Origin of the sequence: Natronorubrum halophilum, from assembly GCF_003670115.1 — an archaeon.
GTDB lineage: Archaea > Halobacteriota > Halobacteria > Halobacteriales > Natrialbaceae > Natronorubrum > Natronorubrum halophilum.
This window is the reverse complement of sequence record NZ_QQTY01000001.1, coordinates 156,540-169,506: the sequence shown is the minus strand read 5'-3', so window position 1 is coordinate 169,506 and position 12,967 is coordinate 156,540. Positions and strand designations below refer to the sequence as shown.

Here is a 12,967-nt window from a genome sequence, read left to right as displayed (position 1 = left end):
GGTCACCCCTCGCGATACTCGACGCCCTTGCCGCCGCGCGGGTGTTCCCACTCGGTATCGGCGACGATCGCGCAGGTCCCACACTCGATGCAGGGCTGGGTGTCGAGGCTGATCAGCGTCTCTTCGGTGCCGTTCGTCTCGACGCGTTCCGAACGATAACAGCCGCCGCCGAAGTCCTCCGCGCTGACCGGACAGGCCGCGACGGCCGCTCCGCTGGCTGCAGCGGACTCGTCTCTGAGTTCGATGTGGGGATTTCCGACGTCCGTGTCGTAGGTGAGGTCACCGATGCGCTCCTCGAGCGTCGGCGGTTCGATCTCGTTTTCCCACCGGATCGTCTGCCCGTGCTCCTCGCCGATGATCGACGGCAGCGTGACGTAGCCCGTCTTCGTGTCGGGGAGCATCGACACCATGAACGGCGAGTTGTACGCCCGCTCGAGCACGCGTTCGGCCAGCGGGTTACCGACCGCGATCGAGCCGACCGGCGACTCGAGGACTCGCTCGACAACGTTCGTGACCGTCTCGTGTTCGCCGACGGTTCGAGAGAGTTCGTACCGTCGGGGTCGGAGTTTGTCCATCGTGCCCGATTTCTCGAGCATCTGTGCGTATCGCCGGCCGGCGGCTTCGGAGTGGGCGTTGCCGCGAGTGACGGCGAACGCGTCGGCCGCGAGCGCACCCGCGGTGACTGCGTGATTCATCCCCTTGATGATCGGCCCCTGGGCCTGCATCTGACCGGCGGCGTCACCGACGAGGACGAGCCGGTCGCGGTAGGGCGATCTGTGAGCGACCTTCTTCGAATCGGGAACGAGTTTGGCGGCGTACTCGCGTTCGTGGTACTCGCCGCGGACCCACTGGGCGAGCAGCGGGTGCGTGAGCAACGCGTCGAGCAGTTCGTGCGGTTCGGCCTGCTCCTCGACGAGGCTGTCGAGGTGGAAGACGGTCCCGATCGACAGCGAGTCCTCGTTGGTGTAGAGGAATCCGCCGCCGCGGACGTCCTCGAAGAGATCGCCCGAGAACAGGTGGGCGACCCCCTCGTCCGGGTCGATATCGAACCGATCGTCGATGACGTCGGGTTCCATGTCGACGACGGCCTTGACGCCCTGGAACCACTCGTCGGGATCCTCCCAGTCCATCAGCCCGGCGTCGCGGGCGAGTTCGGAGTTGACGCCGTCCGCGCCGACGATCAGATCCGCTTTGATGGGGTCGAGTTCGTCGCAGGTGACGCCCACGATTTCTCCGTTCTCGCGGAGCAGGCCGTTCACCCGAACGTCAGTCAGGACGCCGCCGCCGGTCTCGCTGGTTTTCTCGTGAACCCGTCGCTCGAGCCACGAGTCCATCGGCCGGCGGAGCACGGCGTCGCACCAGTCGGTGTCGTGTTCGTGGAGGTCGGTCAGGTCGAACGTCTTGACCGTATTTCCCGCGATATTGTGGATCTGATAGTCCGTGACAGGCCGTTCGGCAGCCTCGTCGCGGAAGCCGTCGAAGAGATCGTCGATCGTGTAGGCGGCCGACTCTTCGGCGTAGATCAGTCCGCCGGAGACGTTCTTTGCCCCCGCTTCCGTGCCGCGCTCTAAGACGAGCGTTTCGACGCCGTGATCGGCCAATCGTGCGGCGGCTGCGGCCCCGCCGGGACCGCAGCCGACGACGACGGCTTCGTAGTGTTCGTGCTCAGTCATCGTCCTCACCTCCGCTGCCGTCCGCGACCGCCTCGGGTTGTAGATCCCCCGATTCGACGGCTGCAGTCAGCCGCGGGAGGATCTCGAAGAGATCGCCCTCGATGAAGTAGTCCGAGAAGTCCCTGATCCGGGCGTCCGTATCCGTGTTGATCGTGACGATCGTGTCCGACTCGTCCATGCCGACTTTGTGCTGAACCGCACCCGACACGCCGGCGGCGATGTACAGGTCCGGCGCGACGACCTGCCCGGTCTCGCCGATCTGGCGCTCTTCCTTCGAGTACCGCTCGACGTGGCCCTCGAACTGATAGGAGGAGGTGACGATCCCTCGCGTAATGCCGAGTTCGGCGTCCTCGAAGGCGTCGACGAGGTCGAGTCCGAGCTCCATCCCTTCGGTGGGGTCGTCGGCGATGCCGCGGCCGAGACAGACGATTACGTCGTGACCGGTGAGGTCGATCCCGGCCTCGAGTCGGTCGTGTTCGGTGATTTCGACGCGGAACCAGTCCTCGTCCAGTTCCATGTCGTGTTCGACGACCAGTCCTTCGCGGTCGGGGTCGCGTTCGATCGGGTCGAAACTGCCCGGAATAATCGACGCCCCCTGCGGGTGGAACTCCCGCCCGGGATTGTCCAGACAGAGAATGGTCGAGTACTCGAAGCCCGAGAAATCGGGCCGCTTCATGTGCAAGACCTTCTCGAAGGTCTTCTTGACGCCGGGTTCGCCCGTCTTGACCGGATTCGACACCTCGTTCTCCTCGATGTAGAGATCCGAGCAGTCCGAGGCGAGTCCGGAGTCGAGTTCCGCCTGTACCTCGGCCGAGAGGTCGCGGCCGTTGTTCGTCGCCGGGAAGAGGATGTACCGCGGCTTGTCGTACTCGCGCCAGTCGGTGCTCTCGGCGGTTCCCTCGCCGCGGGCCATGTGCGCCGTGATTTCGGTGTAGGGTTTGTGGAGGAACCGTTCCAGTCGGTTGTCGTCGTGATAGACCGCGACATCGGCCCCGTAGGCAACGCACTCCTCGGCGAGTCCCTCGCAGTCGTCGCCCATCAGGAACGCGACGACCCGTTCGTCGTCGGTATAGTCCGCTTCGAACTGATCCATCAGCCGTCGGGCCTTCCCCAGCATCTCTCGAGACACGTCGAGCAACTCCCCTCCCTGGGTTTCACAGAACACCCACATGTCCGCGTACTCGCCGTTCGCGAGGGCTCTGACGTGGCGCTTGTCGCGCGTCGGGTGTGAGAGACCGTCGTCTTCTTCCTCATCGGCCTCGTCGGGCTCCGATTCCGATTCGTCCATTTCTTCGTCGCTGATTTCCTCGCCCTCGGCTTCGTCGCCGGTGTCTTCTTTCGTCTCTTCGTACTCGCCTTCGGTCTCCGTTCCCTCCTCGACGCCGTTGCCGTCGCTCGTCTCGTCCGCGTCGATCTCGCCGATCGCCTCGAGGCGACGATGTACCGCCTCGCGGGCCGTTTTCCGATCCTGTCCCGCCTGTTCGGCCTCGAGGATCGTCTGAAGTTCGTCCGCGTCGTCGATCGTCTCAAGGCGGTCCGTTAGCTCGTCGACCGTGTGGTCGTTTGGATCTACATTCGCCATCTCAATCACCTGCTCCCGTCGCGTACGGCTGCATTTCCTCGAGGATGTCACCCATGCCGGCCTCGTCGGCGGGATCGATCATCGTCGCCTCACGCTCGGACGGCGCTTTGGGGATCGGGTCCACCGAGGAGACGATCGTGGGCGAGCCGTCGAGCCCGATATAGTCGGGATCGAGGTTCAGATCCTCGTGATTCCACGTCGTCAGGTGCGCCTCGTGATCGGCCGCTCGTTCCTCGGTCTCCCCTCGGAGCCGTTTGTGCGTCAGCCGGTGGGACGCCTTGCGGTAGGTCGGTTCGAACTCGGGATCGGTGACGACGAAGCAGGGTAGCGACACCTCGACGGTCTCGATCTCGTCGACGTCGCCCTCGACGAGTCGCTTCGCTCGAAGGGTCCGCTCCTCGGGATCGATATCCAGCGCGAGCACGTGGGTAACGATCGGCCAGTCCATCGCCCAGCAGGCCTGGGGACCCGTCTGTCCCGTCTCGCCGTCGGCCGATTTGAAGCCGGCGAAGACGAGGTCGATCTCTCCGACCTCCTCTTGGTAGGTCTCGAGGCCGGCGCTGATCGTGATCGCCGTCGCCCACGTGTCAGAAGCCGCCAGTTCCCGGTCGGAGAGCAGATAGCTATCGTCGGTGTACACCGACTCCATCGCCTCCTGCAGGACGTCTGCGTACCCCGGCGGACCCATGCTCATCCCGCTAACGTGCCCGCCGTGGCGAACCTTCGTCTGAAGGGCCGCCTGAACCGCGAACTCGTCGTTCGGGTTCATCACCGTCGGGGTTTTTCCCCGCTCTAGGTGGCCGTCTTCGTCGAACGATACCGCTCCCTCCGAAAAGTCCGGCACCCCTTTGGTCAGGACGACGGATCGCATGGATCCCTCCGTCCTATGTGCGTGCGTCTAACAATCATGCCTGTATTTCTCTATCGCAATTGTCAGTATTAAGAATAGGGGGTAGAATCAACGGGAGAAATCGTCGGATGCCCTGACCGACCATCCGACAGAATAATGACGGTAATACGACAGTAGGGGCGCGTAGTCTAGCCGGGAGATTTCGCAAACGCCGATACGAACTGCTGTGAGTCGGTTCCGGTACAACCGCGAACCGTCCGGCGTTCGTGCCGACAAATCGTTACAGTAGGCCGTACGAGCTATCGGTTCGAGTGGACGTCGTATCAGAGCAGCGACGAGCACGAGCGCTCGCGTCCGGACGCTACTCACTCGGGGTCGCGTTCGGTCGTCCCCATCGTGACTTCGCCGTTGGCACGGATCGTCCCGTCGACTTCGGCGTTCGGACCGAGCTCGAGGTCGGCACACGAGACGTCGCCGAGAATGCGGGCGTCGGCGTCGATAGTAACGTTACCGTCGCGGGTGGTCAGGTCCCCGTGGATGTTGGTCCCCTCGCCGATGGAGATGTCGCCGCGAGCCCGAAGGCTTCCGAAGATGGTGGTCTCGGTGCCGACGTCGATCGTTTCGGCGCGAACGTTGCCGTGGAGGCGGCAGTCGTCACCGATCGATGCGGGCGTCGAAACTCGCCAGGCGTCGTCGCTGACCGTCGCGTTCCCGGGGATGACGAGCGGGTCGGTATCGGCGTCCTGTTCCTCGTCGACGAGTTCGGAGACGAGCCGCTGCGCCGTATCTTCCTCGCCGAGAAGCAGGAGGTGTTTGAGGTAGACGAACAGAAAGACGATCGTCGGCATCGGGTTTCGGATGACGATCCACCCGTTCGCCTCGAACCCCTCCTCGATCTCGACGTCGTCGCCGATATCGAGGTCTCCGGCGACTTTCATCTCCCCGGCGACGTGGACGCGCTCGCCGATGTAGGCGTCCTTCCCGACGAGAACGTTCTCGGCGACGTCACACCACATGTCGAGCCGGCAATCGCCCTCGGCTTCGATGGCACCGCCGAATTCGACGCTCTCGCCGGCGAGAACGTTTCGGCCGCGGACGCCGAAGTCGACGGTGGACCGACCGCCGATGAGGACGTCACCGTCGGTTACGAGGTCGACTTCTCTGGCTTCCGTGCCGTCGGGCACGACCAGTTCGTCGAGCGGGTCCCTGCTGAAGTCCACACTTCGCCCCAAAGGGGTTATCCATTAATAAACCTCGCGCGTCGTCTGCCGCTCGTCTGACGCCTGTCTTGCGATCCGGAATCTCGGCCCCATTCGCCTCGCTTTTACTTCCCCGTCGCGTACGTCCGCCCATGACAACGCTCGCGTTCGGCGACGACGGCGTCGACGTCGTTTACGAAGGCACCGAATTCCACCTCGAGAAAGCGCTCATCGAGGAGGCGACGGAGAAATCCTACTACGACGTGACGGACCACGAAGTGCTCAAAATCGTCGCCGAACAGCCGAATCTACAGGGCGAACCGCGACGGGTCGGCGATATTCTCGACTGAGACGACGGCGCGTTACTCTATGGTCGGCACCGGCACCGACTCGAGTACGCTTTCGATAATTCGTTCCTTTTCGACCCCGTTGACCGTCGCGTCGGGGGTCAACACCAGTCGGTGGGCCAACACCGGCTTCGCGACGCGCTTGATATCGTCCGGCGTGACGTACTCCCGGCCGACGATGACGGCGTACGCCCGGGCCGCCTCGAACAGTCGCTGCGTGCCGCGCGGGGAGACGCCGGTCTCGACGCGGCCGTCCGTTCGGGTCCCCCGAGACAGCGCCGCGATGTACTCGAGGAGGTCGTCGTCGACGCGGATCGTCTCGGGGACGCGTCGCAGTGTCGCCACCTGTTCGGGTTCGAGGATCGATTCGACGGAGGGGCTGGTCGTCTCGCGGCCCGCGCGCCGTCGGAGGAGTTCGACTTCGCCCGCTTCGTCCGGATAGCCCATTTCGGTCTTGACGAGGAAGCGGTCGATCTGGGCCTCCGGCAGCGGGAACGTCCCCTCCTGTTCGACCGGATTCTGCGTCGCGATGACGAAGAAGGGGTCCGGAAGCTGTCGGGTCGCTCCGTCGACCGTTACCTGCCCCTCTTCCATGGCCTCGAGCAGTGCGGCCTGCGTTTTCGGCGGCGCGCGGTTGATCTCGTCCGCCAGCACGATGTTGGCGAAGATGGGACCTTCGCTGAACTCGAACTCGCGATCCTGCTCGTTGAAGATGTGCGTCCCGGTCACGTCGGCGGGCAACAGGTCCGGCGTGAACTGGATGCGCGAAAACGAGAGACCGAGCGCGGTCGCAACGGTCCGCGCCGTCAGTGTTTTGCCGGTCCCGGGGACGTCCTCGAGGAGGACGTGGCCGCGGCCGACGACGCCGACGAGGATCTCCTCAAGGAACGATCGATCGCAGATGACGGCCTCGCCGATCGTCTCGAGGACGGCTTCGCAGTCGGCGGTGGCCTGAGTCCCGTTCATAGACACGCGGTCGAACGCTCGTGTCAAATCCCTTTCGCTCGAGGGACGAGAGCGAGTCACAATCCGGGAGAAGAATCGAAACGGGTAAAAACGTTACACGGGTAGAGGGAAGTGAGCCGAGATAGCCTAGCCCGGCCAAGGCGGTAGATTCGAAATCTACTGTCCCCACGGACTCGGGAGTTCAAATCTCCCTCTCGGCGTTTTCAGACGAACAATATCGACGAGCGAAGCGAGTCGTTCGTCGGAAGATGGCAGGGAATTTAAATCAGAGAGTGAAACGAGCGAAGCGAGTGGAACGACCGTGGTTCAAATCTCCCTCTCGGCGTTTTCCGAGAACAGCATCGACGAGCGTAGCGAGTCGCCACGTCGTCAAAATTCGAACGGGGAGTTTGAACGAGAGAAGAGGAAGTTCGCGAACGACGTGAGCGGAAGCCTCTTCGCGTTGTTCAAATCTCCCTCTCGGCGTTTTTCGACGACCAACACCGACGAACGACTGACCAGAGACGCCTCTAACAGGCAGAGGTGGGTACTTATACTGGTACTCAGTAGTTGAGTCCGTGTCCGAAGACAGTTCGATGAACGCAGATGTGACGCGATCGCCGGATCCACCCCTCCCACCGGACGGGTACGCTGATCCCTACGCGTTTTCGTACCCGATGGCGGTGTTGCTCGTCGGGTCAGGTGTGATCGCGGTCGCGCTATCTATCGTTGTGGTGGCCCTCCTCTCGCTGCTCCACGGGCCGGAACTGTTCGCGACGTTCTACGACGTGACGGTTGATGGAGACACGACGACGTACGCGATGGATTTGACGGTGATCGTCGTCCCGTTCCTCACCGCACTCCTCGTTACGGTCGTCGGTCACGAGTTCGTCCACGGCGTCGTCTTCAGGTACTACGGGTACGACGTGACGTACGGCGCCGTTCCGGCGATGGGTGCGTTCTACGCAGCAGCCTTCGGTCAGTTTCAGAATCGGAACGAGCTACTCCGCGTCTGCCTCGCCCCGCTCGTTCTCATCACGGCGGCGTGTGTACCGTTGCTGGCCGTTCCAGTCCCGATCGTTTCGATCACCGCGGCCTTCGTACTGATACTCAATACGTCCGGCGCGATCGGCGATCTGTACGCGACGTGGCGGCTCCAACGTATGCCTCGAGAGACGCTCATGTACGATGTGACGATCCGTCGATCGTACGTTTACGAACCGCTCGAGCAGTAGCCGACCCGACGGACGGTGTCCGAGAACGCGGCCGTCCGGTGTCTAATCGCAACGATTTCAATTCCGCTCGTGATCATCGGTCGAGCGAACAGCCACAGAATCGGGCGTGGAGTCCGACGCGGCATGACAGTAGCAAGCATACTGTTTATCGACTTCGCCCTGATCATCATTGCCAGTAGGTACCAATGGTTCCGGAAGAGACGCAAATCACGGCTTGTGGGGGGGTCGGCACACGATGAGTCCCGACGACGAGGAACGCGACGACGCGTTTCATCCGCTCGGCGAAGAGTGGCAGGACGGCCTCGAGGAAGCGCTCGAGGAGACCGAATACGACTCGGAACTGGGGATGGAGATGGCGCGGGACGCCATGCGCGTGACGGAGGGCGACCTCTCGGAGGAAGCGTTTTACGACCGCTACCACGAGGACGTCGTCGAGGAGTTCGGCGAGGACGACCGGCCGATGGCCGAGGATATCGAGGCGGACGGAGCGGACGGACGACTCGAGGGAACGCTCTCGCGGTTCGGACTCGACGGGGAGTCGCGCCGCGACGTGATGAAGAAGATGGGAGGTGCCGGGGCCGTGGGACTCGGCGCGTGGGGAACGACGGCGGGCGGTGGCGGCGGGTCGGAGGGCAGCCCCGCTCAGGAATCGGACGAACACGACGACGGCGACGAGTCGGGTATCCAGTGGGGAATGGCACTGGACCTCGAGCACTGTGACGGCTGTCTCTCCTGTGTCGTCGCCTGCGCCGAGGAACACAACTGGGAGCAGGGGGCGAACTGGATGTACATCCTCGACTTCGAGGACGACACGCCGGGCGAGGCCAACAATCGACTCATTCGGCCGTGCCAACACTGTACCGACGCTCCCTGCGAGAAGGTCTGTCCGACGACGGCCCGCCACACCCGGGCTTCGGACGGCCTCGTCCTGACCGACTACGACGTCTGTATCGGCTGTCGGTACTGTCAGGTCGCCTGTCCGTACGGCGTCAACTACTTCCAGTGGGAGGAACCCGAAGTCGACGCGGACGAACTCGACGAGGACCACGTCTACGACGAGCGTGGCCGGCCGGTCGGCAGCCGCGGGCCGAGGGGCGTCATGGAGAAGTGTACGTTCTGTGCGACCCGTCAGGACGGCTCGAAGGGCGAAGAGTTGGTCGGTTCGACCGCCTGTGAGGACGCCTGTCCGCCCGAAGTGATCCAGTTCGGGAACATGAACAACCCGAACAGTGATCCACAGCGGTACATCGACAACACGGCCAAGAGCCGAACGCTCGTCCGGACCGCGGGTGACATCCCGTCTCCGGAGGACGTCGAGGAGTCCCTCGAGGGTGAAGGCGAGGATCTGGATGCCGTCGTCAGCGCCGTCGAAGACCTCGACGAGGAGACGATCGCCCTGCTGAAGGCGATCGACATTCTCAGCGAGGACGGCCAACCCGAAAGCGAGGAGGACAGCACGTTAGTCGAACAGGAGGCGGCCGCCATCGAGCTCGTCGAAATTCTCGAGGACCACGGACTGGACCTCGAGGACGAGGAGGTGCTCGTCGAACTCGAACTCGCCGAAGAACCCGGCGAGGGCGAGGAGTTCGCGGGTCCGAGCGAGAACCTCGCACAGGAACGACTCGATGCGTTCGCCGGCGCTACCGAATCGACGTTCAAACTCCTCGACAACATCGGCACGGATCCGAACGTCGTCTACCTCGGTAACGAACCCGGTCCCGACGCCGAACAGGTCCCGGGACCGGTCTCGTACGAGGACGTCGGCCAGACGAATAACCGAAAAACCGTTCTCGAGGACGGAACCGTCAAATTCGACGGACTCTCCCTCTAATTGGTCGCCACGTCGAGGCAACTCGCCGTTTTCATTATCACCGAGCCAGACTCGTACGTATGGACGTTCGTCAACGGCTGATCGTCGGGAGTCTCTGGATCGGGGTCGCAGCGGTGATGGCGATTACCATCGAACCGGGCGTTCCGTCGACGGTCGGCGAAATCGCTCGACTGTTCGTCGTTATCGTTGCACTGTTTCTCGCGATCATCTACGTGTTCAACCCGTGGGGCCTCCTCAGTCGACAGCCGTTCCACTGAGCGGAAAGTGACTTCGTGACGATCCCGACCGCGATCTGGCCTTCGGTGCGGTCGGTAGTAGCGGGTTCCCTAGACGGAAACCGTAATACCGTGCTCGTCCAGTAATTTAATCGCTATCGCGGTCTGCCAGGTGAGTCGATCCGGAAGTGTGGTGCCGTAGCGCGTAACCTCGACCAGGTAGCCCGGGACGTCGAGATCGTGACCCACTTTATGCGTGAGCAGCGGTTGATCCGCATTGCCCTGGACGGTCCCGATCGTGAGTTCGTATTCGGAACCGAACGTCGACGGAGCGATGAGTTCGTCGTTCACCCACTCGGTAGCACCGACCACAGTTTCGAGGCCCGCCGCGGTCGGAAAGACCGCTTGCCCGACGCCGTTGTCCATTCCCGACTGATAGATCCCGTGTGACGAATGGAGGTCCAATACGACGTCGGGATCGTTCCGCTGAATTTCGCGCCAGACCGCCGCCGCTGCATCCAACGTCGGCGCTTCCTCGGGCGGAAAGTGCCGATTCATGTTGCCGTCGCTCGTCTGGTAGACGCCCTGGATGATTGCTGGCGGGTTCGCGAACGGAATGATGACCAGTTTCCCGACGTCGATCGAGAGCGCAGTGAGTTGCATCGCGGTGAGCCATCCCGCCGGTTCGATCCCGTGTTGGCCCGCAACGATGACCACCGTTGGTCCCTCGTCGGAACCCGATCGACCCTCGACGACGTACACTCCGCTTTCGTAGCGGGTGTTCGCCATCAGAGTGTGACGCGGACCCAGTTGCGAGAGAACTCCGAGTAGCGAGTCGTCAGTGTTCGACGCGGTGTCAGTTTGTGATTCAGTTTGGCTGCTGCCTGCTCCCGTCATAGTTGCACTGGCCATCAGTCCCAGTACGCCGCCCGTTTTTAGGAGCGTTCGTCTCGTTTTGCGCGACATTCATCGTATCGTGTGCGGCTTGAGGAATAAAGCGTTCGGAGTTAAACCAACAATTTTCAGTGAAAAGTTTTCTCGCCCCATCGCTCACACCGAGACCACGGCGAGACGCGGGCGGAAGCGCGTCACCGACGGTTAGGTCGCGGTCAAACGGTGAACCCGAAGTTGAAATCCCCTTTCCAGTTCGATCGGTTCCCGTGGAAAATGGTGGATCCGCGGTGGCGGTTACCGACCCACAGCACGTCCTGAAGCGTCGCGTTGGCATTGCTCATCACGAGGCCGTCGAAGTCCGAGCTCTCGATATTGTGGTCCCGACCGCTTTCACCGAACCGGAGGCTGGCACCGTCGGCGTCGATGTCGGTATTGTTCATGGTGACCTGATTGACGTTCGTTCCCTGTCTGCTGATGAAGATGCCGTGACGGTCCTGATTCGACTGCGACTTGAAGTCGTACTCGCAGTCGCGGAAGGTGACGTTCGACGACCGGACGTAAACCGCGTAATCGGACGTACTCGGACTCGTTCGATCAGTGATCGTACACCCTTCGAAGACCGTCTGCGTCTGGTCATTGTCGGCGATGCGAATCGCACGACCGTCTGTTCCCTCGTCGGTGATGTGGATATTCGACAGCCGAGCCGGTCCGTCCTGTGTGAGCCGGATGATCTCCGTGTTCTTTCGGACGTTGTTTTGAACGTGCAGGCGGTTGACGACCTGTCCGCCGCCGTTCTCAAGCCAGAGCCCGGACCACGGGTAGTTCGGTTGCTCGGTCATCGTAATCTGGCAGTTTTGTACGCTATCGTTGGCACCGATTCGGAAGCCTGATCCGGCGCAGTCACGAGCGTGACACCCAGAGAGAATGTTCCGTCCGGAGTTAGTCGAGACGTAGAATCCGTTGTCGATGTAGCCACGCACTTGGCACCCTTCCCAGATGTTCGTTCCGCGGTTTGGGGGCTCCGAACTGAACGGGATGGCGTGTCCGACGTGAGTCGATCGGTCGTACGGCGTGTCGCCGTTGGTGAGATGGCACCCTCTGATGATGTTCGTTGTCGTTGATCGAACGCCGTTGATCAAGACCGTGTGCCGGTCGCCACCGTAGTTCGGATTGAGCCTGTCGCGTCGTCCCCGCATCGAGACGTTCTCCATGCGCCCGTACGTGTAGGTGTACCAGCGACAGAGACCGGCATCGTAGTTCCCGCGGATATCCACCTGAAGGTCCGTCAGTACCGTTCGCTGTGCATGCGGAAGCGAGTCGTCGGCCCGTCCGACGGTCATCAGTAGATCGACGTCTTGGTCGGTGACTTTGAGGGTTGCGTACGGGTCGCCGACGATGCCGAGGTACTCATGTGCGTCAAAGTGAGCGTCGTTGGTCTCGACGGACCAGGTGCCGGGTGGGATCACGTATCGGTGATTCCGATTAGTCGGACTGAACGATTGGTAGTGTTCGTAGATCGCACCCCAAACGTCGTCCGATTGGCGCTCGACACCGAGGTCGCTCCGAACGTTAACGATCTGCGGATTCGACGGCGTGTCTTGGGGCTGCACCTGTACGCTGTGAGTCTCCCCGCCGTCTTCGGAGCTGACCGGTGAGAGCGAGCCACCGAAGTCGAGGTGGGTGACTTCCTCGCTGACGTCCGCCCCCGAGTCGGTCACGGTAATGCCGTGCTGGGAAGTTCGCCCGTCTGGAGTCGCTGTACCGACATCGTTTCCGTTCGACGCCGCTGCCTGCGACGCGGTGAGCCCGCTCCCGACGCCGAGCGCGCCGAGCAGTCGAACGTACGAGCGTCGCGTTACTCCTGGATCCTCTCTACGCGATTGATTTTGTCGTTGGTTGCCGTTCATTGCACCTCCACCATCATTGTATTTGATAGTTTGTTACGAGACCGCTACCGCGACGAAGTGGTTACGGGCGGGCCAGTTGCAGATCTGTAATGGTCCGTGGCACCGTTCCATATTCAAAAGTCATCTCATTACCGACCGTTCCGCCGCCTAACACCGTCGAATACGATCGAGTTACGAAACCAGTTGTGGTACTGAACATACCACGAAAAGCCGACAATGCACTGAACCGACTGGAAAATATGACTGGAGAACGTCACGTGTCCCGCTAACGGTGCGTTGAACAGTGAGC

General features: G+C 62.2%; 11 protein-coding genes and 1 tRNA gene. 5 read left to right on the top strand and 7 right to left on the bottom strand.

Going from position 1 to position 12,967, the window contains the following annotated elements:
• Positions 1-2: 2 nt before the first annotated feature.
• From DWB23_RS00795 to DWB23_RS00780, 4 genes are all read right to left on the bottom strand, one after another.
• A complete protein-coding gene (locus DWB23_RS00795; RefSeq protein WP_121740912.1) occupies positions 3-1,673 on the bottom strand; it encodes an FAD-dependent monooxygenase in 1,671 nt (556 codons plus the stop codon).
• The gene (locus DWB23_RS00790) at positions 1,666-3,255 is read right to left on the bottom strand and encodes an electron transfer flavoprotein subunit alpha/FixB family protein (RefSeq protein WP_121740911.1); all 1,590 of its coding nucleotides are present in this window, start codon (positions 3,253-3,255) and stop codon (positions 1,666-1,668) included. Before DWB23_RS00790 ends, DWB23_RS00795 begins: the two co-directional genes overlap by 8 nt.
• Position 3,256: 1 nt before the next feature.
• A complete protein-coding gene (locus DWB23_RS00785; RefSeq protein WP_121740910.1) occupies positions 3,257-4,126 on the bottom strand; it encodes an electron transfer flavoprotein subunit beta/FixA family protein in 870 nt (289 codons plus the stop codon).
• A 344-nt stretch (positions 4,127-4,470) separates the two neighbouring features.
• Entirely contained in the window at positions 4,471-5,325 is an 855-nt protein-coding gene (locus tag DWB23_RS00780; protein ID WP_121740909.1) for a polymer-forming cytoskeletal protein, read from the bottom strand.
• 131 nt (positions 5,326-5,456) lie between these two features.
• Between DWB23_RS00780 and DWB23_RS00775 the strand changes: the two genes are divergently transcribed.
• Positions 5,457-5,654: a DUF5800 family protein gene (locus DWB23_RS00775; RefSeq protein WP_121740908.1), complete on the top strand. Its 198-nt coding sequence runs from the start codon at positions 5,457-5,459 to the stop codon at positions 5,652-5,654.
• Positions 5,655-5,666: 12 nt separating this feature from the next.
• Here DWB23_RS00775 and DWB23_RS00770 read toward each other — a convergent pair whose 3' ends face one another.
• A complete protein-coding gene (locus tag DWB23_RS00770) occupies positions 5,667-6,617 on the bottom strand; it encodes an AAA family ATPase (protein WP_121740907.1) in 951 nt (316 codons plus the stop codon).
• A 115-nt stretch (positions 6,618-6,732) separates the two neighbouring features.
• Here DWB23_RS00770 and DWB23_RS00765 point away from each other — a divergent pair.
• The 4 genes from DWB23_RS00765 to DWB23_RS00750 all read left to right on the top strand — a co-directional run bounded on the left by DWB23_RS00765 (position 6,733) and on the right by DWB23_RS00750 (position 9,919).
• Positions 6,733-6,817: transfer RNA gene (locus DWB23_RS00765), tRNA-Ser, on the top strand.
• A gap of 375 nt (positions 6,818-7,192) precedes the next feature.
• Entirely contained in the window at positions 7,193-7,831 is a 639-nt protein-coding gene (locus DWB23_RS00760; protein ID WP_121740906.1) for a DUF3267 domain-containing protein, read from the top strand.
• Between the two features lie 235 nt (positions 7,832-8,066).
• On the top strand, positions 8,067-9,662 hold the full coding sequence (locus DWB23_RS00755) for a 4Fe-4S ferredoxin N-terminal domain-containing protein (RefSeq protein ID WP_121740905.1): 1,596 nt from the start codon (positions 8,067-8,069) through the stop codon (positions 9,660-9,662).
• Positions 9,663-9,721: 59 nt separating this feature from the next.
• Positions 9,722-9,919, top strand: a complete 198-nt coding sequence (locus DWB23_RS00750; protein WP_121740904.1) for a hypothetical protein — start codon at positions 9,722-9,724, stop codon at positions 9,917-9,919.
• A gap of 69 nt (positions 9,920-9,988) precedes the next feature.
• On the opposite strand, the gene DWB23_RS00745 is transcribed toward DWB23_RS00750, so the two are convergent.
• Together DWB23_RS00745 and DWB23_RS00740 are read right to left on the bottom strand one after the other, a co-directional pair.
• A complete protein-coding gene (locus DWB23_RS00745; protein WP_162989715.1) occupies positions 9,989-10,666 on the bottom strand; it encodes a succinylglutamate desuccinylase/aspartoacylase family protein in 678 nt (225 codons plus the stop codon).
• A 320-nt stretch (positions 10,667-10,986) separates the two neighbouring features.
• Positions 10,987-12,678: a right-handed parallel beta-helix repeat-containing protein gene (locus DWB23_RS00740; protein WP_121740902.1), complete on the bottom strand. Its 1,692-nt coding sequence runs from the start codon at positions 12,676-12,678 to the stop codon at positions 10,987-10,989.
• Positions 12,679-12,967: the final 289 nt, after the last annotated feature.